The organism is Nocardia sp. NPDC055029, assembly GCF_053608525.1.
This window is the reverse complement of the sequence record NZ_JBSGVQ010000007.1, coordinates 41,409-67,630: the sequence shown is the minus strand read 5'-3', so window position 1 is coordinate 67,630 and position 26,222 is coordinate 41,409. Positions and strand designations below refer to the sequence as shown.

Below are 26,222 nucleotides of genomic sequence, written 5' to 3'. Positions count from 1 at the left end.
GCTCGGATCCGATGCTGGGCGGCCAGGGCGGCCTTCCTCTTCGCCGCCATGACAGCCGTGATCCCGGTGCTGTTCGCGGGGGTGGTCGGGACGCTCGGGTTGCTGATCGTGGGTACCGGCGGCGTTGTGGTCACGGTCGCCGCGCTGTACTGGTTTCTGACCATGTACGGGCCTGCGCGCTGGGTGTCGCTGGCGATCGCGGTGCTGTCGCCGATCTTCGTCATCGTGGCCTTCGTGCGCGCCCACCTGCTGTGGGTGGCGCTGCTCGCCGCCGGATCGGCCCTGCTGGCGGTCGCCTGCGCGCGCGTCGCGCTGCGCACCGGGAGTCCGCGCACCGCCGCGGTCGAGCATCCCGCCCCGCAGGCCCGGCATCCGTTCCTGATCATGAATCCGCGTTCCGGCGGTGGGAAGGTCGAGAAGTTCGATCTGCGCCGCAAAGCCGAGGAACTCGGGGCCGAAGTCGCCCTGCTGGAGGGCTCCGTCGATGTCGAGGCGCTGGCCAGGCAAGCCGTCGACCGAGGCGCGGATCTGCTCGGGGTGGCGGGCGGTGACGGCACCCAGGCGCTGGTGGCAGGCATCGCCGCCGAGCACGGACTGCCGTTCCTGGTGATCAGCGCGGGGACCCGGAATCACTTCGCGATGGACCTCGGCCTCGACCGCGCCGATCCGGCCGCCGGGCTCGACGCCCTCCGCGACGGGGTGGAGTTGCGCGTCGACCTCGGCCGCATCAACGGCCTGCCCTTCGTCAACAACGCGTCGTTCGGCGTCTACGCCGAGATCGTGCGCAGTCCCGCCTACCGCGACGACAAGACCGCGACAGTCTTGCGCCTACTCCCCGATCTCCTCGCCGGGCACGCGGGCAACCGGCTCGTCGTGCGCGTCGACGGCACGACGATCACGGGGCCGCAGGCGATCCTGGTCAGCAACAACCCCTACGGCACCAGCGATCTCGCTGGGCTGAGCCGACGGGATCGCCTCGATCGCGGCGCGCTCGGCGCGGTCACCCTCTCGGTCGCGAACACCCGCGACGCGGTCGGCCTGATCCGTCGCACCCGCAGCCACGGCCTGACACAGCGGACCACGATCGAAGTCACCGTCGACACCGACGCACCGCGGATCCCGGTCGGCGTCGACGGCGAATCCCTTCAGTTCGACACCCCCGTGCGCTGCGTCATCGAACCGGGCGCGCTGCGCGTGCTGGTACCGCGAAACCGGCCGGGGACCCCTGCCGCCGCGCCCACGATCGATTGGCTCCGGCTGCGGGACTTGGCCATTCACGGCGGCACCGGAGAACATCGCCGAACGCGGTGAGCGATTCCGGCCACGGTGATCGTTGGCGCTGAGGCGGTAGAGATTCCGATCCGTGCGGACCGGAGTCTCCTTTGGTCTGCCGAACCGGCTCTTCACGCCAGGCGCGCGCCTGATATGAAGGTGCGGGTGGGACGTAAGAAGTTGCTGGAGCCGACCCTGGCGGAGTTGCCGCACGGGCCGCATGGCCTTGCTCGTGAGCTGGTTGCCGGGTCGCAGCGGCAGCGGCTTTTGTACGGGGTGACGGTCGTCGTCGCGGATCGCGGCTATCTCACTGTGACGATCGCGGATATCGCTGCGGCGGCGAAGGTTTCGCGCCGGACGTTCTACCAGCACTTCCCGGACAAGGAAGCGTGCTTCCTCGCCGCGGCCGAGACGGGCCGGGATCTGATGATCGAGCATCTCGAGCACGTGATGAGGGAGGTATTCGCCGGACCGGTGGAGCCGTTCGAGGCACTGCGGCTGGGAATTCGCGAATACCTCACCCTGTTGCGTGACGAACCGTCGTTCGCCCGCTCGTTCTATCTGGAGACCGCCCCGGCCGGGCCGCGCGCGATCGAGTCGTTCGAGCGATGCCAGCACTGGTTTGCCGGGTTCATCCGATCATGGCGTGCAGCGGCAGGCCCCGTTGATCCATCGGTGCCGGACGACGCGTATCTGGCGGTGACCGATGCGACCAACGAGGCCGTCCGCAGGACCCTGCGCGCCGGAGGTGACTTGCTCGAGCTCGAGGACATGGTGTTGTACATCCACCGCACGCTGCTCGGGCTGGAAATCCCTGCCGGCTAGGGCACGACTTTGTCGCCCGGCCCGGTGAGGTCGCAGGAATCGTCGTCGCTGGTGTTGCCGCCTTCGGAAACAATCCTCGCGAACACCTTCGCGCAGTTGGCCCGAACGGTGTCGGAGGTGTTTCCCCGGATGGTGGAGTTCCGCAATATCACGGTGCCCACTGGAAAATTCACCACGTCCGTCACCTGCTGTGGAAGGGTGTCGAGGTAGGCGGGCGCCACGTTGATGCCACCACCCGCGTCCGAGGCGCTGTTTCCGGTGACGGTCGCACGATCGAAAGTCACCACGCCCCGGCCCCGGACGTCTACGCCGCCGCCGCGTCCGGCGAATCCACCCGGGCGGTACCACACTTCGGGATTGACCACGCGGTTGTCGGAGATCGTCGAGTCGGTGAAGGTGCAGGTGTTATCGCATCGCACGCCGCCCGCCTCGCCGGATGTGTTGCCGGTGATAGTCGTGTTTCTCGTCTGCAGGTCCGACCCCGGCACGTTGAAGATCCCGCCGCCGTACCCGGCGCTGTTACCCCGGACCACGACATCGTCGAGTACGAGATTCGACGAATTGGAAATTCCGCCGCCGCCGGTGTCGTAGTACGGGATCTCATGCTGCGCGGTGACTCCGCCGGTCACGGTCGATCCCGTCAACGTCACGGGCGCGGAGATACTGAGCACCCTGTCGATCCCATTGGCATCCAACACTGTCCGGTCGCGGCCCGCGCCACGCAGCGTCGTCGGCGCGGTGAGGTTCAGGTCTCCCGTGGTCGGATCCGGGTTGCGGCCCTGCACTTTCTGTGGGTCGGGCGGGATCGTCAAGATGTAGCGCCCCTCGGGCACCACGATTGCGCTCCCCGGCCGGGCATTGGCCGTCTGAACCGCCGCTCGCAGTGTGCAGGTGCCGGAGGCAGTACGGCATAACCCGCTTTGTGGATCGGCCGCGACGCCGTCTGCTGTGGTGTCGACCGTGATCACCGTGGGAGAACCGGGTGCGTTGTCGGCGTAGGCCGCCCCGGGAAATCCGCCTGCGGAACCAACGATCAGGGCTGTGATGGCGACGGCGCGGGCCGCCGCGGGGGATGTGCTCGTCCTCATAAGGTTACTGATCCAATTCACGAACATCGAGTGAGGTACGCCCGCGTATGAGTGGGGTACGCGAGCGTCTACCACTATGTCTCAGAGTGGTGCTCCTCGGGCGTGTTTCCAGAAATCCGTTTCGGAGTTACGGATTCGCCTCGCTCGGCCCGGCGCTGATCCAAGATCGACCGTTTCCCGTGACACAGCGGAAAGGCTTCATACGGCACACCGTACGGCGGTGCCGGTGAAGTTCATCACCGGCCAGAACTGCCAACGCCAGCCCTGGGCCGCCACCGATGCGGGCGCGCAGCTACGCGCGGTGGTGAAAGGCATCCGTGCCGCAGTCGCGGCTCGCGCCGTCACCGAGCCCGACCGCACTCCCCGCCCCACGACTCCCCCGTTGCCACTGCCCGCGCGATGGTCGCCCGCGGATGTCGTCGTGCAACTCGACCTCGACCAGTGGAACAGTGTCGCCGCAACGCATTCCGGCACGACCAACGGCCTGTTGATCGCACTCGGGGCAGGCCTGCTCGGTCGCAGCGGCCGCGTCGGCGACACCGCCGACATCCGCGTCGACATCCCCCACTCGATGCGCACCACGAACGATCCCCGCGCGAATGCCACCACCGGCCTACCGATTTCGGTCCGATACAGCACCACCGACCGCATCGACCTGGGCGCCGTCCGCGCGTCGGTCAAACGTGCCGCCACCGCCTACCGCGACCCGGCGACCACCCCCGCCCTCCAGCACCTGCAACCCCTGCAGATGATCCTCCCCCGCTTCGTCCTGCACCACTTCGCCCGCACCGCCAAAGCCCCGGAATGCCTGTGCACCAACCTCGGTGAAACAGCCAAGGGCGTCGCCGCCATCGGCGACCACCACGCCGCCGCCGTCCTCATGCGCCCGGTAGTCTGCACCGGCGACCCCGATATGTTCCGCCGCGTAGAGGTGGGCGTAAACCTCTCCTTCTCCACCGACGGCCACACGGTCACCCTCGCCGCCACCGGCGCCGACCCCGACCGCTTCCCCACCCGCACCGCCCTGCGCACCCTGCACACCGCCGAATTCGACTTCTGGGGCCTCACACCCCACTTCTGGTGAGAACTGGCACGACCCGCCGAGCTCAATCGATGTCGTCCGCTGCGCCGACACCGCACCCCGCATGTCACCAGTAGTTGTAGTCGTACTTGTGCCAAGCCTCGTCGAAGGGCAGGTAGTAGATCGCCGCCTCCGCCTCGGTTCGTTCCGGTGCGGTGGTGCCCGGCGCGAAGTAGGCGAATCCGTTCGAGCCGATGCCATTGCCGACGCGGAACAGGCAGGCGCCGTCATCGTTTCGGCGGACCGAATCGACTCGGTGCACGCCGATCCACGTCGGCTGGGTTCGTTCGGCGCACTCCTGCGCCTCGTCGGTCATGGCGCCCTCGGACAACCGCCACGCCGCCCGCTCCGGAAGACGTTGATCGACCGCCACCATCGTCCCCACGAGGATCAGCGGCAGGATCGACGACACCGCGAAGGCGCGGTACTTCACCACGCCCACCAGCGCCAGGACCAGCCAGGGTATGCCCGCCGCCAGAATGGTCGCCATCGCAAGGACAGCGAGCAGCAGATTCGAGTCGAGGCCTTGCGTGATCGAGAGGATCAATGCCGCAAGCCAAGTCACCGCGGTCACCACGCCCATCGTGATCAACCACCAGCCGGGCGGTCGTTGACGCTGTCGCCCCGGCCGCGGCATCTCCCCCACCGAAGTCATATCGCCACACTATCCCGCGCCGATCCCCTCGCTCAGAACCGCAAGCGCACCCACAGTGCGAAATCCCTCGGGAACCCGAAGGCTCCCAGGGGATTTCGATGACGTGGAGTTGGATCAGCCGTTGTCGGCGGCCTTGAACTCGCGACGACGGCGGTGCAGGCGACTTCTTGCCCGGGGCCGGGCGGTCTACTCGCAGCGATGTGTCAGGCGCGAGGTATCAGCAGTGGGCCGGCTCGCTTGATCCAGCCCGAGATGATCTCGCTGCGGACATGGTGCACACCGGGCAGGCCACCGATGCGGTCGGCGAGGTAGTCGTGGAGTTCATCGGCGGCAGTGAATTCGAGAAGGGTCAGGACGTTGCTCGCACCGGTGGTCGTCGCGGCGAACGCGACTTCGGCATGGGAGCCGATGGCATCGGTCACGACACGCAGTGCGGAGGGACGCGCGTCCAGCCAGCAGATGACGTCGAGGTTGCATCCGTAGAACTTGGGATCGACTTCGACCTCGAACATCAGCACGCCGCGTTCGGTGAGCTCGCCGATTCGGCGGCGCACAGTCGATTCGGGGATGCCGGAGACGGCGGCGAGGCGTGCGATGCTCATCCGCCCGTCGATGGCGAGTAGCGCGAGCAGACGTTCGTCGGCGGCCGAGCGGGGTGTGTCTGTCCACGACCGCTCAGGTGTCAGCGTCGCGGGAGCCGGGGCGATGGCCGCTTGCTCTTCGAGGGTGAGCGCTTGTAGTCGGCCTGGCCATCCGCCGACACCGGCGACAGGGGTGAGCAGTCGCTGGGCGGTCATCGTGTTGATATCGGCGCGCCGTCGGAACTGCTCGAGCACGTCGCCGGCCTCGCGGGTTGTCGCGGTGGTGCGCAGCATGCAGGTGAGCTCGCCGCTGCCCGCCAGCGACGCGATCCAGGAGGTGTCGTTGCGGGCGGCGAGTGCTCGAGCGAGGGCGTCGACCGATGCCGGTGGAGCCGTGATGCGCAGCAACCAGTCGGCCTGCGCGCGCGGGTCGTGCCGGGTCACGCCGACCACCCGCAGCACCAGCCGGGAACGCAGGCGGTGGTATCGACGCGAGACCGCGCGCTCCGACAGGCCGAGCACCGTCGCGATGCGTGCGAACGAGGCACGGCCGTCGAGCTGGATCGCGTGCAGTATGCGCCGGTCATCCTCGTCGAGACTGACGACTTCCACCATGAGCACCAACTCTAATGCTGGTATCCGCCATGTGACACCGCCGTGAACGACGATCTCCCTCGTACAGGTCACAGTGGTCGTGTGTACCCGTCCAGGGCGACCCGGCTACGCCGGAAGTCCGTGAACGCCAAGGAGACTCTCGTGCTGACAGTTCTGCCCATCCGCTACGTCGCCGATGTAGCGGCATCCCGTCGCTTCTACGAAGGTCTCGGATTGACCTATCGCGCTGAGGAGAGCGTCGCCGTATGGGCGCAGCTGGACGCCTCCGCCGGCGCGGTCGGGATCCACGACGCCGCGGTCTCGAAGGGGCGCGCGCCCGGCACGGTCGAACTCGGTTTCTCCACCGATCAACGGCTCGAGGACGTTTCCGCCCGGCTGAGCGCCGACGGTTACGAGCACACCCTCGTCGAGGAGGATTTCGGCCGCAGCATCCGGGTTACCGATCCGGACGGCGTCGTTCTGCAGATCCAGGAGATCGATCCCGAGACCGTTCGGCGTTCGCAGGCAGCACTGTGAATCACGCCGGGCTGTGCGACGGCCGCCACCGTCGCATCGAAGCTTTTCTGGGTCGAGGTGAACATCCAACAGTTCGGCGGGTGGCATGACGACGGTCACCACCTCCTGACACCGGAGAATTAGGCTCAGCGGATGACGGTGGTGCGCTCGATCCTGTTGTTCGTCCTGGCCGCGATCGCCGAGATCGGCGGTGCCTGGCTGGTCTGGCAAGGAGTGCGCGAGCACCGCGGATGGGCCTGGATCGGTGCCGGGGTGATCGCGCTGGGGATCTACGGATTCGTCGCGACGTTGCAGCCCGACGCCAACTTCGGACGCATCCTGGCCGCTTACGGCGGGGTGTTCGTCGCCGGATCGCTGCTGTGGGGCATGGCACTGGACGGGTTCCGACCCGATCGCTGGGATGTGATCGGCGCGGCGATCTGCTTGGCCGGGGTCGCGGTCATCATGTACGCGCCGCGAAACGCCTGACCGGCCGATCTCGTTCGTCGCCGAACGGGTGAATCATGCAGCTTGACCGGCCTCATCCCGGCGCACCGACGTATCGTGGATGCCCTGGCTAGGCCGATGCTCGTAGCCGCCCACTCGCCGATGAACCGTGTCGACATCCCGTACGGCAGAACCGTGGACGCTCCCCTCCAGCGTCCACGGTCTGCCCGCGCACCACGACTCGCATGGCCCGGTCCTCTGACACGCAATGGGGTCGGGCCTGTCGCGCACGTCGGCGCGGACCAGACCGGCTGACCCTGTTCCGTCTCCTCGGCATCTCCCCCGAACGTTCGACTCTTGTTGTCTCTCTTCGACCTTCGAGCTCAGCCCGGAGGCGACATCGCCGAGCCTAGTCACAGCAACGACTACCGGCAAGAAATTTCGGTTAAAAATTACCGAAAGTCCTTCGGTGCCACGCATCAACAGTGAGATGTAGGAGAAAATCGGTCAACTATCGCTACGATGTGTTCCATGCCAGGAGGACATGCCGAGATCCTCGCGGGGTTCGTCCGAGACCGCCGCGAGAAGAAGCTCAACATGTCCTTGGCCGATGTGGCCGATGCCGGTGGGCCGTCGAAGCCGACGATGGTCAAGATCGAGGCCGGGGAGATCACCAACCCCAAGAAGAAGACCTTCAACCGCCTCGACACGTCCCTGCAATGGGTGCCCGGCTCGGCGGCGGGCGCCTACTGGTACGCGGCCACACCGGTCGGGCTGGAGGATGAGCGTCGAGGCGGTGAGCCGCTCAGGCTGACCGGCGGGACAATCGAGGTTCCGCTCGAACGGGTCTCGGGGTTGATGGAGATCCAAGCAGATTTCCACACTGCCCTCGATGGTGATCCCAAACTCGCCAGCCTACGCGGACTCGCTGAGCGTCTCGATTACGAGGTCAACCTGATTGTTGGGCAATGGGTCTCAGATATGATGGCGCGCAACCGATCTCAGGGAACTCTCCACGCAGGACTGGAGGTTGTTCTCGGGGAGGCGCTGTCGACTCCCGTTGCGAGCGACGACCCGAACGCCGAGGATCGGCTGTATCGGCGATACCTCGCCGGCGGTAGGTACGCCGAGAATCTCTCTGCGGACTTGCAGCAGAAGTTCGAGCGTCGGGCCAAGCAGCAGAGGAGGTGACATGCATGCCGAGTGACAGTCCGCTGCTGCCTCCCTTGAGTGCAAGGGTCAACCAGCTGTTCAGGACCTTCCATTCAAGGTCGGAACCTGAACAATCCGTGACCATCGTCGCCCGGTCCATCAGTCACCTCATCGGCAGATCTGTCGAGGAGATCGAGATCGTCCGACTTCGTGCGGGCGATCACGACGACGGCAGCGCCGACCCTGATCTGCTTTCCGGCATTGCGCAGCATTTCTCGGTGTCTGGTATCTACTTGGGCACCGAGCCGCATGTCGTAGCCGGTATCGACCAGGACCTGCGATTGCTGGCCGCCGCGCGTGATGCCGGTGTCAAGCACATCGCGTTGCGAGGTGCCAATGTCGATGCCGGACAGCTCGCCGCGGCGCTGGCCCATCTTGCAGAGATCGACGAGAAGCGTTAAGTCGGCCAGGGCCGACAGGGGGGTGATGATGGACCAACAGAAATTCGACGAACTGACGCGCACGGCGCCGATCCCCTACCCGTGGGATCCGACCGAGTACGTCAACCGCGTCGCCGAAGCCCGCGGACGTCCGATCGTGCTGTGCCCGATCGATCCACAAGCGCTGGCAGGTACCGGATGCGGAACCGGCAGCGGATTGTGGATCGCGCGCGAACACGACGACGTGATCATGTACGGCGGCGCAACCGAGTCGCACGCCTACCACATCATCGCCCACGAGATCGGGCACATGCTGCTCGGCCACGACCAGGCGGGGGCCGGCTCGACCGAGGCTGCCGATGCTCTGCCGTTGAACGACTTGATGCCGTCCCTGACAGCCGAAAGTATCCGCAGCGTACTGCGGAGACAGGACTACGGCAGCGACCGCGAGCGTGACGCCGAGACTTTCGCCGACCTCTTGATGGTCCACGCCATGCTTCCCCAACGGACGCCGAGTCGGATCCGCTCGACGCTCTTCCGCGCCCGGCACCGGTGAGATGACATCCCACATTCCGCTGTATCTGAGCGTGCCGATCATCGTAGGCATCTTTGCGACCCTGACCGGGCGCGCACTGCTGCTGAACGAGACCACGGTGGACCGGCTGATCAACCGCGCGATCGCTGCCGCGCTGGTCGGCATGCTGCTGCGCGAGTCATGGGTCGAACACGCCCTGGCCTGGATGCTGCCGGGAGACGACAACAACGTCGTGAATCTGGCTAGACAGGTGTCGCATGGACCGGTCTTGCTGATCGTGTCCAGCCTCTACGGGATCGCCAAACTGTGGGGCGGCGCCGACCCGGCAACAGCATGGAAACGACAGCGCAGATACGACCTCTTCGTTGTCGCCTGCACCGTGATCCTCATGATCGCCGGCACACCAGCGCGGCGAGCGAACCTGCTCGTCGATCAGCTTCTGGGCTGGCCGGCGGTCGTCTTCTTGATCGTCTACTGCCTTCCCATCGCGGCCGCCATGATATTGCTCGTCCGGATCTGCATCCGGGAGATGCGCCATGCGGACACCACCGTCTACGAACGCGCGGTCTTCGCTGTCATCGTGATCACCGGCGTCGGGCTCTGCGCCGACATAACCTTCAGCGTGGTCGAGGCGATCACTTGCGTCCTGACCGACCAGTCGATCGCCGATCCCGAGATGCGAAGAGACGCAGCGACGTTCGTGGCCGCGACGGTCCTCCTGGTCGGCGTCACGGTAGTCCCCTTGGTCAGTACTCTCATCACGAGGCTGGGCTGGGACCGCGTCAGCCGGTACCGGCGACGCCTGCACCCCCTGTGGGCGGATTTGACCGCTGCAGTACCCGAGGTCGTGCTGGATCTGCCGCGGGGCCGAGGCAGCGACATCGACGCAGCGGTTCTTCTGCATCGCATGACCGTGGAGATCCGCGACAGCCTGTTGGACCTCGAGCGCTATACCGATGCCGGCGAGACTCTTCGGCCCGGCGGCGGCGGTGCACAGGACAACGCACGGAGGGTCGCGGTGGCGATGGCCGCCAAAGCCGGTGGCCGCGAACCGCGGATCGGCCTCACATCATTCCGCACCGAAATCCAGCCAGGGACCCACGATCTCACTGCAGAGCTTGTGGAGCTGCTGGCGCTGGCCAAAGCATGGCCGCGCGCCCGCGGCATGCTCACAACCGATGACCGCAGACGTCTCGATCTGTCTGTGGCCAGATAGGAGCTACGCCATGGTGACCACCACCTCGGCCCCGACGCCCCACCGCGCTCTCCCCCACCCGAAGTTCCGGCTTCCGTGGTTCGGCGACTTGCTGACCACCGATCCGGTCAAGCCTGTCCAGATGTCGTGGCGGGACGCGCAGAACCTCGGCGAGATTTTCGAGCGCAAGATCATGAACTGGCCGATGGTCGTGGTTTCGGGCACCGACCTGATCAACGAGGTCAACGACGAGAAGTTCTGGACCAAGCACGTCGGGGTCCTGTTCAAGAAGCTGCGGCCGATCGCTCGTGACGGCCTGTTCACGGCCTACAACCATGAGCCGAACTGGCACCGAGCGCACAACATCCTCGCGCCGAGTTTCACCGCGCAGTCGATGCGCAGCTACCACGACACGATGTGTGGAGTAGCCGACGAGCTGGTGGACTACTGGAGCGATCGCGCCGGCCAGTGGGTTGACACTGCCGAAGACATGAACCGTTTCACTCTGGAGGTCATCGCTCGAGCCGGTTTCGGCGGCTACGACTTCGAGTCCTTCGGCCGCGGCACCCCGCACCCCTTCGTCGCCGCGATGCTGCGCTCGCTGCGCTACATCAACAGCTATGCCAATCTGCCTACCTTCCTGGAGAAGACCGTCGGGCGCCGGGCAGCTGCTCAGCACAAGCGCGACATCGCCACGACACACGCGATCGTCGACGAGGTGATCGCTGCCCGCAAAGCCGGCGGCACCGTCGGTGAACACGGCGACCTGCTCGATCGCATGCTCACGGTGGAGGACCCCGAAACCGGCGAGCGGCTCTCCGACACCAACATCCGGTATCAGATCTTCACGTTCCTGGTCGCCGGCCACGAGACCAGCGCCGGAGCCCTGGCGTTCGCGCTCTACGAACTCGCGCGAAACCCGGAGGCAGCGGCGAAGGTACGCGCCGAGATCGACGAACGTTTCCCCGGCCGCGACCGGCCGACGATCGCGTTCGAGGACGTGGCCAAGTTACGGTCGGTCCGTCGCGTCGTCGACGAGACACTCCGGCTCTGGCCCGTGGCCCCGGGATACTTCCGGGAGGCGATCACCGACGTCACTATCGGCGACGGCTACCACTTCAAGCCCGGCGATTGGGTATTCGTCCTCACGTTGCAAGCCCATCGCGATAAGAGCGCTTGGGGCGAGGACGCGGACCAGTTCGAGCCCGACCGCTGGCTCAGGACGAACCTCGCCGAGACCGACAACCGCCGAATCTACAAACCCTTCGGCACCGGGCTACGCGCCTGCGTCGGCCGCCAATTCGCCTACCACGAGATCATGCTCGCGCTGACCTACATCCTTCATCAGTTCGACTTCGAGCACGAGCCCGACTACGCGCTCGACATCGCCGAACAGATCACCCTCAAGCCGCGAGGCTTCAAGCTGCGAGTCACCCCCCGACGGTAGCTGCGAGCGCCGAGGCCGGAGCGCACGGCGTGCCGGCAGCAACCGCGCAGAAACCAACGAAGTCCGGGTAGCGACTGGTCAGGGCGTTTGATGGTTCTGCCTGCGGTACGTGGTGTTTGGTGCTTGGCTTGGCTGCTGACGGGGTTGGTCGGTGTGCTGGAGGGTCGGGTTCGTGGCCACGCGAGTGTTCGCGGGCGAGGAGTTGGAGCGTCTGGGGGGACCCGGAGATCAGCCGTGAGGAGTTGTTCCGGTATTTCACGTTGACCCCGGCGGATTTGGCGTTCGTCGCGCCGCGTGAGCGGGGCGCGGTAGTCCGTCTCGGCCTGGCGGTGGCGATGTGCACGCTGCCGTGGTTGAGTTCGTGCGGACGAGGTGACCGCGGCGCCGACGGTGGCAGTGGCGCATCTGGCGCAGCAGCTGGAAGTCGATGCGGCGCAGCTTTGTTCGCAGCCGAAGAACTTGAACGTCTGCGGGGATTCCCACCCTCCAGTGCGCCGATCCACATCATCGGCAAGCCAAGCACCAACCAGCCCGACCCGCACACTGAACGTGGAAACTGCCTACTAGCAGGGCATTACGCCATATCCGTTGCTTTCGCGCGGTTACTACCGGGACCCCGTACACGCTGCATCAATTGCGGCATTCCCGGCTTACGCATGCCGCAGAGGAAGGCGCGTCGACCCCGGTGCTGATGAAGCTGTCCGGGCATACCTCGGGGTTTCGGATTGCCGATTCGATCGTAGAATTCCGGGTCTTCCTCAGTCAAAGGGACAGGTTCGTCGGTGCTCAGCCAGGCTGCAACCGGGCAGCGGCGGTGGTGAGCAACTCGGTCCATGGTGCGTGCCCGGCCAGGTGGAGCGGAACCGAGTAGTCGGCTACTCATGTGCTGGATTCACTTCACCATCAAAATTGATTCGAGCCTTGCACTAGAAAGGAGTGATCAGCATGGTGGATCTCCGGGTCGATCAGACGTTGAACGCGGTCGCTCAGACCGTCGAGGATGCGGGGGGAAACAGCAGCGTACTTGCGCTCTCATCGACGGCAGTCGGTATCGGAACGACGTCGCCAGAAGCGCTGCTGCAGGTTGCCGGGAACGTGCGGCTCGAGAAGAACGGCTCCCCGAAGCTGGGGATCCGGTCCCGGGGAAACGGCACCCAGCACTACAGCCTGCGCGCGACCAACGACGCCGACGCCGCCGGCGGCCGACGCTTCGTGATCCGCAACGAAAGCGAGCAGCGAGATGACCTGATCCTCGACAACGCCGGCAACATCCAGACCCCCGGGGACGTGCGGCTCGAGAAGAACGGCTCCCCGAAGCTGGGGATCCGGTCGCGGGGAAACGGCACCCAGCACTACAGCCTGCGCGCGACCAACGACGCCGACGCCGTCGGCGGCCGACGCTTCGTGATCCGCAACGAAAGCGAGCAGCGAGATGACCTGATCCTCGACAACGCCGGCGATGTCCGGCTCGCTGGGGATCTCCAGCTCGACCGGAGGCTAGCGATTCAGCCGCGCGGGCTCGGCGTCCAGAACTACAGCCTGCGTGCCACGGACCTTGCAGATGCCGCCGGAGCTAGTTGTTTTGTGATCCGCAACGAAAGCGAGCAGCGAGATGACCTCGTCCTCGACAGCGCCGGCAATATCCATATCGCTGGGGACATCATTCTGCAGAATGCCGACTGCGCCGAGGATTTTCAGGCCGAGGATCCTGGAGCCAGCGAGCCAGGGACGATCATGGTGGTCGGAGACGACCTGAAGCTCCGTGTGAGCGACGCGCCGTACGACACGTGTGTCGCGGGCGTCGTCGCCGGCGCCGGCGACCTTCGGCCCGGGATCGTGCTGGGCCGCGGCACCGCAGCCACCGCTGGCGTGCCGATCGCGTTGATCGGGCGCATCATGTGCAAGGTCGACGCCGATACCGGGCCGATCCGGGTCGGCGACCTCCTCACCAGCTCGGCCGTTCCAGGTCATGCGATGCGGGCTGCCGATCCGCAGCGCGCGTTCGGCGCCGTCATCGGCAAGGCGCTGGGCACGCTGACGTCCGGCCGCGGCATGATCCCCATGCTCGTGGCACTGCAGTAGGCAAGCTGAAGGTAGGTGCATGGCCATGCTGAGCGTCGCGGGTGTCGCCTCCGGAACCAGCGCGAACCGACCTGGTCTGCTCCTGGATCGGCAGGAATCAGACAACCTTCGGACGCCGGTCGCATTGACGGTGAGCGCGTGGAGCCTGGCTGACGCCACAGCGCCACCTCTCGAGGTCGGCGATCTGCTCACCTCATCAAGCCCCGACTACCATTGCAGCGGTCGACCGCTGCGTGGTGAGACTCGACGCGGGGCTGGGCGCAACCCTCGCTTCAGACGCTGGGCTGGTCCTCGCGCTGTTCTGCTTGAGGTGACCACCCGACGCCGAACTCTTCGATCGGCTGCCGACCGACAATCGTTTCGACGCTTCCAGACCTGAAGGCCTCAGGTCGATCTCTCATCGGCGAAGGGAACGGCAGTTGAGGCCCACCTCCTGAAACAGCAGCAGCGAGGAAGAGGAGTACATGATGCTGAGCCTGCGTGATGTGGCACGGCGGTGCCTGGGCGTCACCGGATCGATGTCGGTGAATCGCGACGTCTTCGGCTACATCTTCCGCGATATCGACGGGTCGTTGTTCGGTCAGCTTCAGGCCGGCGACATCCTGCCCGGCTCGGGCACGGCCACGAATCGTTCACTCCAACGGCACCTGCAGACAATCAACGGCAGCGCCTTTGACTTGGTGCCCATCTTCGTAGGCCACCAGAACGACTTCTCGGGCACCTTCACGCCCGACCAGGCTACGCGGGTCCAGTACGCCATCCAGATCGCGCGGGACATCTACGCCCAGCGAAACGTGGGGATCCGGCGCATCAAGTGGCAGTTCATCGCGGATACGCGGATGACGCCGAGCGCCTACGCCAACATCCGCAACCGGGCCGAGGCCCAGAATCTGACCGATGACTTCTCCGGCCCGCTCGGGGGGATCGACGTCTTCTTCGTACAGTCCATCGGCGACGCGGATGGCTGGTCGAACGTGGACGGGCCATGCGACAAGGATTCCAGTGATGACCTTACTGGAGCGGTCCTCGAGGTCTCGGGATCGCGGCGCATCACCGGCATCTTGCTTGGCCACGAGGTTGGGCACTATCTCGGGCTCGGTACCGGGACATCGGCCACGAACGTGATGGGCGTCGATATCAACCCTCCCGACGGGATCGACGAAATCGGCGTCAACAGCACCGGTCTGACTGCCGAGCAGGGGACGACCATGCGCAGCCATTGCTCCGTAGATGTGAGCCCGTCTGCTTAGGGACCTAGGAGAGATGATGCCTTCAGTGAACGTCGGGTCGCTCACCCCCGCAATTCGTGAGCTCGTAATGGACGAACCGTCCGGGCGGCGCCGCGTTCGCTCCCTCAGCGATGCCGAACTCCAGCTACTCATTGCCGTTGCCCATGACGAGCAGGGCGTCGACGTTCCCCTTAGCCGCCACCGGGCCTTGGGCGTGCTCGCCGCCGTGGCCAGCGCAGAGGTTGTCCTCCCGGTGCTAGAGCAGGTTGCCGGTGATCGCGCCGCCGGGCGAACCGATCGCGTCGCCGCACTCCGGGGTCTCGGCAGAGTCGCCACCCCCGCCGCAGAAAGGCTGCTCCTCGGGCACATCACCGATGCGGACCCCGCCGTGCGCCGGGAGGCCTTCGCCGCCCTCGGCACCTTCGCCGGCACGTCGGCCCTGAACGCGCTCATGGCCCTCGATGAGACTGGTGACAACGCGTCACAACGTCAGTTGACCCTGACCCGGGCGATGATCGCGCATCGAGAAGGAGCAGATGGGCCGTTCCTCCCCGACATCAGCGGGAGTCGCCCAGGCACTCGAGGAGACGATGACACGCGCGAGGTGAGCCTCGAGTTGAAGTCGGCGGAGGACACGACCGAGGACGCCGAGCGATTTCGCGGACCAACGTTCGGCATCGACCTCACCGATCGGGCATACGGACTCCGGTGCGGCCGGGCCGAGTGGTCGGTCTTCGTGAACCGTGATCTCGGCAGCTCGTTCTCGGCGCGGGAACGGATGCTCGAGCGACCCTGGATCGCCGCCCTGATGGCCCGCTGGGCGCTTCCTGCCCTGGCCATGACCACGCAGTACCTGGTGATGACCCGCCCAGTGGGGCTGTCGGTGAGAGTCGACGTGGTGAGGACCGACGGGGAAATCGCGTACACGGGCTCCGCTGAGCTCGTGGGCGAGGAGCTTGCCTTCTCGGTCACTGACGTCGACCGCCCGCAAACCGTGCCCACCACCCTCGCTGGAGCCATCGAACCCGACGGCGTTCGGCTCGACGTTGCGGCAGTATCGACCAAGCGGGTGGGTAAGCGCCAGACACAACCAGCGAGGCCAGACCGCGGCTGACGTCGGCCTGTCGCATCGCCCTGTCATCGACAATTGCTCGGGCCGGGCAGGATGCCACTGTCGATGGCGACCGCCGAGCTCGACCGGGATGAGCCCGTCAGGCTAGTGCGGCTACCGCTTGAGTCTTCCCTCGATCGACACTGCCCTTGCGTCCGCGCCCCCGGCTAGTGGCCCTTGCTCGCGAAATCTCCCAATGTCAGGTTTGTTTGAGAACCCCAAACACGGATCCACCGGAGAAGTACTGATCCCCAACCACATCCGCACCACCATCCGCACCCACCTCGACCGATGCCGCTACAGACTCGTTCCCTGGTCGAGTTCGCTCCATCCGGAGCGGTCCGGTTCCGCAGCGGTCGCGAAAACCCCTACGAACGCGGATGATTCGATGACGTAGTCACTGCCCACGCTCGATGAACTGCTCACGGTGTGCGCGAAACGCTTCAGCACGTTCTGGTGTGTATGCGGGGCATCGTTGGCCGATGAAGACGCGGACGGTGTCTATGACACTGGAATGTGACGACGATCGACCTGCGATGATGTTGCCTGCAGCGTCGACTACGACGTACCCGTGCTCGAACAGGGCATCACACCCGAGTACACAGATGAGCATCGCCACGTCAGAGAACGCCCATCGCTCGGCCTCCGAGCACAGGGCACGCGGCTTGATATGCCCAGCGACGAGAAGATACGAGGGAAGGAACCGCCCGCACAGTCCACACGCACCCTCCGAAGCACCACGAAGCAGATAAGCCCGCAGCAGTGCCTGCTCCACCCTGCGCGTCGCCTGCACAGCAGCATCACTGGAAACGGAGGCCGCCGTGATGATTTCGTCTTCAAGCCTTGCCGCTGGCACAAAGAGCCCGGCCTCGTTGAGCAGCTGTCGGCCTTGGTTCTCGGTCAGCGACGATATGTACTTCTGTTGAGGCGTCCCGTTCTTGTCCAGCGGTCCTGGAGGTCCGAGAGGCAACAGCTGCGCCACACGCCCAAAATGGACAGCGAGCCCCGTGAGGAGAGGATCGACGGTAACCAGCCAGCCGTCATTGAGCCGATCACCGTACCTGCTCGGATATCCCGGTGGCCGTGGCGCATTGCGCCACGGTGCGGTGACGACGCTGATCGCGCGAAGGTGACTGCGGTAGTGGTGGAAAACGAAATCACCGGCGCGGAGCTGTTTTAGCAGTGCCCGGTCCGATGGAAGCGCCCCGTTGATTCTCGGACACGTCCAGAGCGAACCCTGGCCGATCGCCGTGGGGTAGTTGTTGCCCTGACTCGCCCACCAAAACGCCATCGTCGCCTCCGCCGCCCCAGTCGCTGGCAACCATACCTGCTGCTGACATTCCTCATGGAGAGACGCGACCCCGACACGTGCGTGACCGACTGTCGCGGCAGGTGTTGACGGGCCAACCGCTATCACGGCCGCCGACACTGAACGGCCGAGGTGGCCGGCTCAGCTCGGAGGCGCAGACGCCGATGTCGCCTGCGCAGAATGCCATTGGCCGCGGCCCTTCCAACTCCGCTGAATCATTGCCGGCCATGCTCGCGGTGACCACCGGCAAGGTGAACTCATCGCCGGTCAGGCCACCGGCCGACGCCCCTACGTCGGGTGCGTTCAGTCTGCCGATTGACCACCCTGAACCGCCTGCCCCGACAGCCAGAACGCCGAATGCCCCTTGCTCGCAATAAGTTCGGGCGTTTGTGATCGGGGAGTCGGCCGCGCAGAGGCTGAGAGTCCGTGAAGCGACGGCGAACACGACGATTTGAGTTGTTCGCACAGGGTGGCGCCTCCTTCGTTGTTGTCCTGCAAGGCGAGTGGACGACGGCCGGGGTGCCTTCTCCCCCAAGTCCTTCAGTCGCTCTGCCTTCAGGCTATCCCTGTTCCTTCCTGCTCAGCTCCGAACAAGATCAGCCCACACCGCCACCGGATGCGCACCTGAAACCAACACACAACAAACACACACTTTTGACCGGAATCGACGGGAACCAATGAGAACCAGCCAGCGCATCGACCACATGAAATATGTTGACTACCAGCATTATTGGGAACTGTTGGGCAGCTTCCGAGGAACTGGAATTGCCGTCCTGTGGTCGCAGGTTCAAATCCTGTCAGCCCGACATCGGATCGGGCACCTGCGGGAGAACAGCTGAAATCTCGCCGAGTGAGTCGATCCGCTTGCGGATCTCGGTCTCGGTCAGTCGGGCGATGGTGCGATCGCGATGGGTCCGATCGAACAGGGGTGGCCAGCCAACGATCAATCGATGAGGTGCGATGTAGTCGCGGAAGATTCGCTTACGACGGCTGCCGGGTCGGCATGATCGTGACCTGCTGCAGGTTCACGTGCGCAGGCTGGGATGCCAGGAAGTTGACGGCCTCGGCGATATCCTCCGGGTCGAGCCAGGTCATCTCCTGTTTCGAACCCTCGAGCCATTCCCGGGCGCCGGCGTCGGTGACATGGCTCTGCAGCTCCGTGCCGACGATGCCCGGCTCGATCGCGCAGACACGGACATCCTTGGCGCCGAGTTCCGCGCGCAGGGTCCGCGACAGGTGCGTCACGTAGGCCTTGGTGCCCGAGTACACCGCGAAGGTCGGGAACAGGTTCTGCGCGGCGATCGAGGACGTGTTGACCAGGTCGGCCACGCCCTTGTCCGCGGCCGCGGCGATCAATTGCGGTACGAACGCGCCGATGGCATTCATCAGGCCGGTCACGTTCAGATCGATCTGCCGCTGCCACTGCTCGACCGGCAGCTCCTCGACGGGTGCGGGCAGCATGACACCCGCATTGTTGAACAGCAGATCGGCGGTACCGAGTTCGGCGGCCACCCGCTCGGCCGCGGTGCGCATGGCCTGCGCATCGGTGACGTCGACGGTCAGGGCCAGCGCCGTCCCGCCTGCCCGTTCGATTTCCTTGGCCAGGAGTTCGAGCCGATCGGCCCGGCGTGCGAGCACGGCCACCGTCGCCCCGGACGCGGCCAGCCGCTTGGCGGTGGCGGCGCCGATGCCGCTGGAGGCGCCCGTCACCACGGCAACGCGACCGGCGAGGGGGGAGGTGTTGTGAGTAGTCATGGGTGTGATCTCTCCTGTGTGTCGTCCGCGGCGGATGCGCCGCGTATTCGATACAACAGCGGGAACAGGGCCCGAGGACGGCCTAATTGGGCCCTGCTGGACCTAGGTCCGGCGAACCTGGGTCCAGCAGACCGACCTTGGTTGCGATGTGTGGCCGCCGTGCACGTCAGACTGGATCCATGGAGCACAATGCCGAGCTGAAGGAGTTCTTGCGCACCCGCCGCGCCCGTCTGAACGTCGATGACATGCAGATCGGCGGAACCGCCGGGGTACGCCGGGTACCGGGGCTGCGTCGCGAGGAAGTTGCCCAGCTGGCCGGGGCCACTCTACAATTAGTGACCCCTTCACAAGGGAGCGTCACGATGGCGAACAACCAGGTCACAGCCGGTCAAGGCCCTGTTCTGGACATCTACGCGCGGGTTTCGCGTCTCTCTGACGACCGGCAACGGTCCACCGACGGGCAGGTCAAAGACTGCACCGCGCGCGTTGCCGAGCATGGCGGCCAGGTCGGGGAAGTCCACATCGATTCCGATCGATCGGCGTGGAACCGGCGCGTGTTCCGCCGTCAATGGGAACGACTGATGACGCGGCTCGAGTCCGGCGCGACCGGCGGCGTGGTCGTGTTCGACATGGCGCGCTTCTCTCGCCGTCCGATCGAGGGTGAACGGTTGATCCTGGCCGCTGAGCAGGGGCTCACGGTGCTCGACAGTGAAGGCGAATACGATCTGTTGACTGCGAACGGGCGCAAGTCTTTTCGTGACCAGCTCACCGCCGCCGCCTACGAGTCGGATCGTTTGTCTACCCGCGTGAAGCGAGGCAAGCGGTTGAAGGCCACGCGAGGCGAACCCAATCACACTCACCGCCCATTCGGGTTCGAACCGGACGGGGTCACCCCGCGTGCGTCCGAAGCGGCAGTGATCGGGGAAATGGTCGCCCGCCGGTTGGCCGGGGACAGCTACCGCGCTGTCGCGATCGATCTGAACAATCGGGGAATCACGACCTCGGTCGGGGCGAAGTGGCGCGGGGAGAAGGTCAAGCGAGTGCTGTCGAACCCGCGCAACGCCGGGTACGTGGTGCACCACGGTGAACTCGTGTCCAAGATGCCGGGCACGCCATTGATCGCAGAGTCCGAATGGGAACAACTGACCGCGATGTTCGACGCCACGGGACGGGGCCGACCGGCGAGCGCGGAGTATGCGTGTTCGGGGGCGGTCGATTGCGGTGGGTGTGGTCGCGGGTTGACCGGCCGCCCGCAGCCGAACCGGGCACTGTACGCCGATGGGGCGATGCGGCGGCGGTATTGGTGCCAGAAACGGCTGACCGGTGGCGGGTGCAACAAGGTGTCGATAGACATGCGTCAGCTCGATACCGCCATGGGTGCGTTGGTGGTGTCGATCCTGTCCGACCCTGCCCACAGTGAAGCCGTTGCCGCCGCAGCGACATCAGCGAACGAGGCGCGTCGTCCGGTGGCCGAGAAGCTGGCCGAGTGTGAGGAGCTGGCCGAGGCACTATCGGACCGGTTGGGGCGCGGGGAAATCAGTCTGGCTCGCTACGACAAAGCGATCACGCCACTGGATCGGCGCATTGCCGCGCTGCGCGAGGAACTGGCCGAACTCGACGTCGCGCCGGAGCTCGACGAAGTCGAGCAGAGCGGGGCGCACGCGGAATCGGTGCAGGAGTGGACGCAGCGTTGGAACGACGCGAGCACTCAGGAGAAGCGGGTGATGATCAAGCGTGCGTTGCGGGGCCGCCGGGTGCGGGTCATGCCCGCCACCGAACGCGGTCCGAAGTTCGACCCGAACCGGATCGTGGTCGACCCGATCGCCGCTTGAGCATCAGGCCGCGCGTCGACCGGCCACACCGTCACCGCCGCCGCTGTTCTCAGCGGCGGCGGTGCGCTGTCGTCTGCACCTGAGTGGTCTCACTGTGCCCCCGGATTCTGGCCGTCGCCGCCCTCGCCTCCCTCGCCGCCGTCGGCGCGGCGTCGGTCGATGCGGGCAACGACCGCCGCGACAGCGGCGATTCCTTCGGGGTCCATTGGCGGCCATTCCTGAGTGATCGGCCGCCAGTAGGCGATCCAGCCTTCGAACGTCGTGCGCGACGGCGGCTGATCGGACGGCCCTTCACCTGTGCCCGCCGATGCCACCTGCGCGTCATGGCGTAGTTGTGCGTCACCGGTCTTGCCGGTGCGCGCTCGATCTCTTCTGTTGTGGGAGGACATTCGCGATTTTCCTTTGATCGTTTGTCCCCGGCCAGTGGCTCTCCCACCTTCCAGTGTGCCCGTTGATCAACAGTGGCTTGGCGCACAGACTTTCGCCGCACGGTCGACCCGGCCAGTGGCCGCCGCTCGCGCGTCGGTCCGGCCGCCCTAACGCCGGGACATTCCAACCCGCCACTAACACCCCCGCGCTTCACACGCTCACCGCCCATCGCACCCGCCCACACAAATCACGCACCCCCGCTGCCCATTTCCACTCCTACACAACAACTCTCATTCGCGCACCGCATACCCCCTACCCCTATTTTCCCCCTACTTCACAATCAGACATCTTGCATCTCAGGGCCAACCCCGCACTGTCAACGGAAAAGTGACCGCAGCGCGCCCGCTGGAACTGTTCGAATGTGTCCAATTTCCACCGTTTCTCGGACCGGGAGCAGGGCACAATTCGGTCACGCCTGGGTCGAAAGTTGTCCAAAGTTGTCGAAAGTTTCCCATCACCGCGAAATGTGACCCGCATCGCATCAATTCTCCCTTGCGGCAGCCGAATTGACCGCTGCCTCATGGAGGCATGGTCGCGACTATGCACAAGGTCGCCGCGGGCAACGGCTACGAGTACTACATGCGAAAAACCGCCGCCAACGACAGAACCGCGCGCGGGCGCGCCTCGCTGGCCGACTACTACAACGAACACGGCGAAGCCCCCGGAACCTGGCACGGCACCGGACTTTCCGCGCTCGGCCTCACCGAGGGCTCCGAAGTCACCGAAGACCAAATGAAGAACATGTTCGGGGCCGGGATGCACCCCAACGCCGAACAGGTCCGCGAACGCGTCAAAGCCCAGCACCTCAACGCCGGAATCCGGCCGGCCGAAGCCGCCCGCCGCGCCGAGAAAGCCACCAAACTAGGCAACCGATACGCCCTCTACACAACGGTTTCCGACTACAGGCGGGCCAAGGGGCAGGCATACCGCGACTACAACACCATGACAGGCGCGTGCGTCACCGCCCACATCCCCGACGACATCCGCGCCCGCATCCGCACCGAAGTAGCCAAGACCATGTTCACCACCGAGTACAAACGCCCACCGCTGGACGCGCGCGAACTCTCGGGATGGATCGCCAAGAACACCCGCCCGGACCGCACAGCGGTCGCCGGGTTCGACTTCACGTTCAGCGCCGTGAAAAGCATCGCGGTGTTATGGGCAATCGGCACACCCGAGATTAGGGCGATCATCGAGACCGCTATCCGCCGCGCGGCCAACGAGGCGTTGGCCTGGATGGAAGACAACGCGTTGTTCACCCGGCTGGGCCGCAACGGTATCCGGCAAGTCGACGTGCAAGGCATGATCGCGGCCACGTTCGAACATCGCGACTCCCGCGCCGGTGACCCCGACCTACACATCCATGTCCTGGTGAGCAATCGCGTGCTGACCTCGGATGGCAAGTGGCGCACCATCGACGGCAAAATCCTCTATGAAGGTACTGTCACGGCCTCGGAAATCTTCGACACCCGGGTAGAGCACCACCTGGAAATCGCGCTGGGAATCCGGTTCGAAACCCGCCCCGACCGCACCCCCGACCAAGTCCGAGTCCGCGATATCGTCGGCGTTCCCCTCGAACTGATCCAGCATTGGTCACAGCGCGCAGCCGCGATCACAGACCGACTCGACACCCTCACCGCCCAGTGGCAAGCCAAGTTCGGGCACGAACCAGGACCCGGTGACATACACCGACTGGCCCAGCGCGCGACCCTGGAAACCCGCCCCAGGAAACACACTCCGGGCTCTCGTACCGAGCAATTCGCCACCTGGCGCGCCGAAGCCGAAGAACTATTGGGTGGCCCCGACGCGGTAGACGCCATACTCCCGCGCGTGCTTGCCGCGCCCGCCACGGCGAGTCCAGTCCCGGATCAGGCGTTCATCACCCACGTCACCGACCAGGTACTAGCAGCGGTTTCGCAACGGCGCGCGACCTGGCGTGAGTTCAACCTCCGTGCCGAAGTCGAACGCCAATTGCGCGGCATCGTCGCTCCCGAAGACTGGTCACGCGTCGCTGATGAAGTTGTCATGCAAGCACTTTCACCGTCATCGGCGGTCGCGCGTGGTGACCCGGATGTGACCGCCGAACCCGGCCTACGTGCGGTCCCGACTTGGCTACGCCGCCGCGACGGCACCCCGATGCATACCCGCGCGAACTCCCGGATCTACACCACCGAATCGGTGCTGGCCGACGAAGCCGAACTCATCGCGCTCTCGGTCGAACCCGGCGGACGCATCCTGAACCCCGCCCACATCCTCAATGCCGTCGACGCCTACAACAACACGCACCCCGACGAGCCCCTGAACTCCGGTCAAATCCGCGTCATCGAATCCTTCGCCACTGCCGGACTGTGCGTGCACACCGCCAACGCCCCAGCCGGAACCGGCAAAACCACCGCCATGCAAGTCCTCGCTACCGCATGGCGATCCAGCGGCGGAACCGTGCTCGGCATGGCACCCACCGCCGCCGCCGCGTCCGTCCTCGGCGAGTCGATCGATACTCGTGCCGAGACCGTGGACAAGCTTCTGCACGTCATCGACGCCCACCGGCCCGCCGCGATGACCGGCGAGCACCCGCCGTTCCTGCCCCAATGGGTACTCGACATCGACCACACAACATTGGTCATCGTCGACGAACACGTCACCGTGCCCACCGCCAAACGCCTGCAACTGCTGCGATACCTGACCGGGCGCGGCGCGACCGTGCGATGCATCGGCGACGATCAGCAACTCTCGGCGATCGACGCCGGAGGCGTCCACGCCGACATGGCCCACGCCTCACCGGCCCCGGAAACAACGCTGACCGAAGTCGTCCGGTTCACTCATCGCGGCGAAGCGCTGGCCTCGAAAGGACTCCGCGAAGGCGACCCGACCGCACTCGCGTGGTATCTGGACAACGGCCGCATCCACGCCGGGCACATGGGCAGCGTCTACGACGACACCTACCAGGCATGGGCGGCCGACACCGCCAGCGGGTCGGATGCGGTCATGCTCGCACCCACCCACGACATCGTGGACGAGTTGAACGTGCGTGCCCGCGCCCACCGGATCGCCCACAGCGACCCGCGAACGCGCCCCGCTATCGACGCTCACGTGTTCCTCGGTGACGGGTTGGTGGCCTCAGTCGGTGACACCGTGCGCACCCGCCGCAACGATCCCCGGCTCCGGTTGAGCGAACACGACTGGGTCCGCAACGGCTACACGTGGACCATCCGCGAGGTTCATTCCGACGAATCGGTGACCGTCATCCGGCGCGAACACGGCCGCGACACCGCCGACGTGGTGCGTTTGCCGAGCGAGTATGTGCGTGATCACCTGCACCTGGGCTACGCCGCTACGATCGATTCCGCGCAGGGCATCACTGCGGATTCCTGCCACGTCGCCCTGTCCGGGCGCGAGTCACGCCAACAGTTCTACGTCGCGATGACGCGCGGGCGCGAGGCGAATCACGCCTATATCGCGACCGCGCTCGAGGGCGCCGAAGGCGACATCTACACCGTGGACGCCCACTACCCCCGCACCGCAGTGGAACACCTGACCCACGTTCTCGACCGCGACGGAGCGCGTAAATCCGCCCACACCGAACTCCGCGACGCACTCGACCCCGCCCGCCGCATCGGCCGCGCGATCGACATCTACCTGGACACCCTCGGCTTGACCGCCGAAAAAGCTATCGGCACAAGGCGACTCGAGATCATCGACCGCATCGCCGAAGGACTGGTTCCGGGACTGGCCGACAGTGACGCGTACTCGGTGCTACGCCAACACTTGGCGATGCTCGCACTGTCCGGGGCCGACCCGATCGCCGAACTCCGCGCCGCGATCGCCGCGCGGGAACTCGATACCGTGACCGATCCCGCCGCCGTGTTGGACTGGCGATTGGACACCTCCGGCAACCACTCGGCCGGGCCGGGCCCGCTCGCCTGGACACCCGGACTCCCCACCACCGCGACCGAAACAACCGACCCCGGCACCCTTGCACCGGTACAGGCGCGGGAACGGATCGTGGCCGAACTCGCCCAACAAGTCAGCAACGCTGCCCGCGCATGGACTCCCGGCACGGCCCCCAAGTGGGCACGACCGTTGATCGGCCGCGACCCCGAGCTACTGGCCGAACTCGCCATCTGGCGCGCGGGGTTGCATGTCCCCGAGGCTGACCACCGGCCGACCGGACCTGTCCGGCACAGCGCGATCGAACGCGCTCACCAACAACGGTTGCAACGCCGCATCCTCGAGGCCGACGGCAACGTCCGACTCCCTCAACACCAGTGGGCCGCCACCGTCGACCGCATCGACCCCCGCATCAGCGCCGACCCGATCTGGCCTGTCATCGCCACCCACATCGACGCCGCCGCTCAGGCCGGCATCGATATCGAACACCAGCTCACCGAAGCCGGCCGGACCCAACCCCTGCCCGACGAGATGCCCGCCGCCGCACTCTGGGCACGCCTAGACGTCGATCCCGCCAGCCTGGAGCCCAGCCAAACCACCCCCACTCAAGAACCCGGCGCAGCCATCGACGCTGCGGTCAACGCCACGTTCGGTGATGGCGTGAGCGCAACCGATGCCGATTTCGGGACCGATTTCGACCCCGGAAACGGTCCGCGTCCGCGTGGAGCAGGCTACGACCTGGACTGGTAGCCCGTCGTC

Annotated in this window: 21 protein-coding genes and 1 pseudogene; 16 read left to right on the top strand and 6 right to left on the bottom strand. The window is 65.8% G+C overall.

Annotated elements, in window-relative coordinates; translation table 11 throughout:
* Positions 1-48 precede the first annotated feature (48 nt).
* Both ACWF9G_RS08980 and ACWF9G_RS08975 read left to right on the top strand, forming a co-directional pair.
* Entirely contained in the window at positions 49-1,311 is a 1,263-nt protein-coding gene (locus ACWF9G_RS08980) for a diacylglycerol/lipid kinase family protein (protein WP_452514634.1), read from the top strand.
* Between the two features lie 114 nt (positions 1,312-1,425).
* On the top strand, positions 1,426-2,097 hold the full coding sequence (locus ACWF9G_RS08975; RefSeq protein ID WP_452514633.1) for a TetR/AcrR family transcriptional regulator: 672 nt from the start codon (positions 1,426-1,428) through the stop codon (positions 2,095-2,097).
* Here ACWF9G_RS08975 and ACWF9G_RS08970 read toward each other — a convergent pair.
* Positions 2,094-3,185 carry a CSLREA domain-containing protein gene (locus ACWF9G_RS08970; RefSeq protein ID WP_452514632.1) on the bottom strand — a complete coding sequence of 364 codons (1,092 nt, stop codon included), beginning with the start codon at positions 3,183-3,185 and terminating at the stop codon, positions 2,094-2,096. The two genes, ACWF9G_RS08975 and ACWF9G_RS08970, sit on opposite strands and share 4 nt — an antisense overlap.
* A gap of 220 nt (positions 3,186-3,405) precedes the next feature.
* Here ACWF9G_RS08970 and ACWF9G_RS08965 point away from each other — a divergent pair, with 220 nt between their 5' ends.
* Complete coding sequence (locus ACWF9G_RS08965; protein ID WP_452514631.1) at positions 3,406-4,269, top strand: hypothetical protein; 864 nt, start codon at positions 3,406-3,408, stop codon at positions 4,267-4,269.
* 64 nt (positions 4,270-4,333) lie between these two features.
* Here the strand turns inward: ACWF9G_RS08965 and ACWF9G_RS08960 are convergent, their stop codons facing one another.
* Positions 4,334-4,849: a hypothetical protein gene (locus ACWF9G_RS08960; RefSeq protein ID WP_452514630.1), complete on the bottom strand. Its 516-nt coding sequence runs from the start codon at positions 4,847-4,849 to the stop codon at positions 4,334-4,336.
* 275 nt (positions 4,850-5,124) lie between these two features.
* Positions 5,125-6,117, bottom strand: a complete 993-nt coding sequence (locus ACWF9G_RS08955; protein ID WP_452514629.1) for an Lrp/AsnC family transcriptional regulator — start codon at positions 6,115-6,117, stop codon at positions 5,125-5,127.
* Between the two features lie 141 nt (positions 6,118-6,258).
* Here ACWF9G_RS08955 and ACWF9G_RS08950 point away from each other — a divergent pair, with 141 nt between their 5' ends.
* The 11 genes and pseudogenes from ACWF9G_RS08950 (at position 6,259) to ACWF9G_RS08900 (ending at position 16,253) form a co-directional block, all read left to right on the top strand.
* Positions 6,259-6,633 carry a VOC family protein gene (locus ACWF9G_RS08950; protein WP_379309119.1) on the top strand — a complete coding sequence of 125 codons (375 nt, stop codon included), beginning with the start codon at positions 6,259-6,261 and terminating at the stop codon, positions 6,631-6,633.
* Between the two features lie 132 nt (positions 6,634-6,765).
* On the top strand, positions 6,766-7,101 hold the full coding sequence (locus ACWF9G_RS08945) for a YnfA family protein (protein ID WP_452514628.1): 336 nt from the start codon (positions 6,766-6,768) through the stop codon (positions 7,099-7,101).
* A 489-nt stretch (positions 7,102-7,590) separates the two neighbouring features.
* Positions 7,591-8,250: a hypothetical protein gene (locus ACWF9G_RS08940; RefSeq protein WP_379309117.1), complete on the top strand. Its 660-nt coding sequence runs from the start codon at positions 7,591-7,593 to the stop codon at positions 8,248-8,250.
* Between the two features lie 98 nt (positions 8,251-8,348).
* Positions 8,349-8,672: a hypothetical protein gene (locus ACWF9G_RS08935; protein WP_379032151.1), complete on the top strand. Its 324-nt coding sequence runs from the start codon at positions 8,349-8,351 to the stop codon at positions 8,670-8,672.
* Entirely contained in the window at positions 8,614-9,207 is a 594-nt protein-coding gene (locus tag ACWF9G_RS08930) for a hypothetical protein (protein WP_379309116.1), read from the top strand. Before ACWF9G_RS08935 ends, ACWF9G_RS08930 begins: the two co-directional genes overlap by 59 nt.
* Before the next feature lies 1 nt (position 9,208).
* Positions 9,209-10,402 (top strand): MAB_1171c family putative transporter, encoded by a 1,194-nt coding sequence (locus tag ACWF9G_RS08925; RefSeq protein WP_452514627.1) that lies wholly within the window; start codon positions 9,209-9,211, stop codon positions 10,400-10,402.
* A gap of 10 nt (positions 10,403-10,412) precedes the next feature.
* Positions 10,413-11,828 (top strand): cytochrome P450, encoded by a 1,416-nt coding sequence (locus ACWF9G_RS08920; RefSeq protein ID WP_452514626.1) that lies wholly within the window; start codon positions 10,413-10,415, stop codon positions 11,826-11,828.
* A 172-nt stretch (positions 11,829-12,000) separates the two neighbouring features.
* Positions 12,001-12,257: pseudogene (locus tag ACWF9G_RS08915) on the top strand (DUF4158 domain-containing protein); the annotation flags it as partial.
* A gap of 516 nt (positions 12,258-12,773) precedes the next feature.
* A complete protein-coding gene (locus ACWF9G_RS08910) occupies positions 12,774-13,910 on the top strand; it encodes a hypothetical protein (protein WP_452514625.1) in 1,137 nt (378 codons plus the stop codon).
* Positions 13,911-14,374: 464 nt separating this feature from the next.
* Positions 14,375-15,160, top strand: coding sequence for a hypothetical protein (locus ACWF9G_RS08905; RefSeq protein WP_452514624.1), 786 nt, complete (start codon positions 14,375-14,377; stop codon positions 15,158-15,160).
* A gap of 16 nt (positions 15,161-15,176) precedes the next feature.
* Complete coding sequence (locus ACWF9G_RS08900; protein ID WP_452514623.1) at positions 15,177-16,253, top strand: HEAT repeat domain-containing protein; 1,077 nt, start codon at positions 15,177-15,179, stop codon at positions 16,251-16,253.
* A 394-nt stretch (positions 16,254-16,647) separates the two neighbouring features.
* Here ACWF9G_RS08900 and ACWF9G_RS08895 read toward each other — a convergent pair whose 3' ends face one another.
* The gene (locus ACWF9G_RS08895; protein WP_452514622.1) at positions 16,648-17,541 is read right to left on the bottom strand and encodes a hypothetical protein; all 894 of its coding nucleotides are present in this window, start codon (positions 17,539-17,541) and stop codon (positions 16,648-16,650) included.
* Between the two features lie 999 nt (positions 17,542-18,540).
* Positions 18,541-19,314: an SDR family oxidoreductase gene (locus ACWF9G_RS08890; RefSeq protein WP_452514621.1), complete on the bottom strand. Its 774-nt coding sequence runs from the start codon at positions 19,312-19,314 to the stop codon at positions 18,541-18,543.
* A 179-nt stretch (positions 19,315-19,493) separates the two neighbouring features.
* Here ACWF9G_RS08890 and ACWF9G_RS08885 point away from each other — a divergent pair, with 179 nt between their 5' ends.
* Positions 19,494-21,146 (top strand): recombinase family protein, encoded by a 1,653-nt coding sequence (locus ACWF9G_RS08885; RefSeq protein WP_452514620.1) that lies wholly within the window; start codon positions 19,494-19,496, stop codon positions 21,144-21,146.
* Positions 21,147-21,235: 89 nt separating this feature from the next.
* Here ACWF9G_RS08885 and ACWF9G_RS08880 read toward each other — a convergent pair whose 3' ends face one another.
* A complete protein-coding gene (locus ACWF9G_RS08880) occupies positions 21,236-21,535 on the bottom strand; it encodes a hypothetical protein (RefSeq protein WP_452514619.1) in 300 nt (99 codons plus the stop codon).
* Positions 21,536-22,103: 568 nt separating this feature from the next.
* On the opposite strand from ACWF9G_RS08880, the gene mobF reads away from it, so the two are divergent.
* A complete protein-coding gene (gene mobF, locus ACWF9G_RS08875; RefSeq protein ID WP_452514618.1) occupies positions 22,104-26,213 on the top strand; it encodes a MobF family relaxase in 4,110 nt (1,369 codons plus the stop codon).
* Positions 26,214-26,222 lie beyond the last annotated feature (9 nt).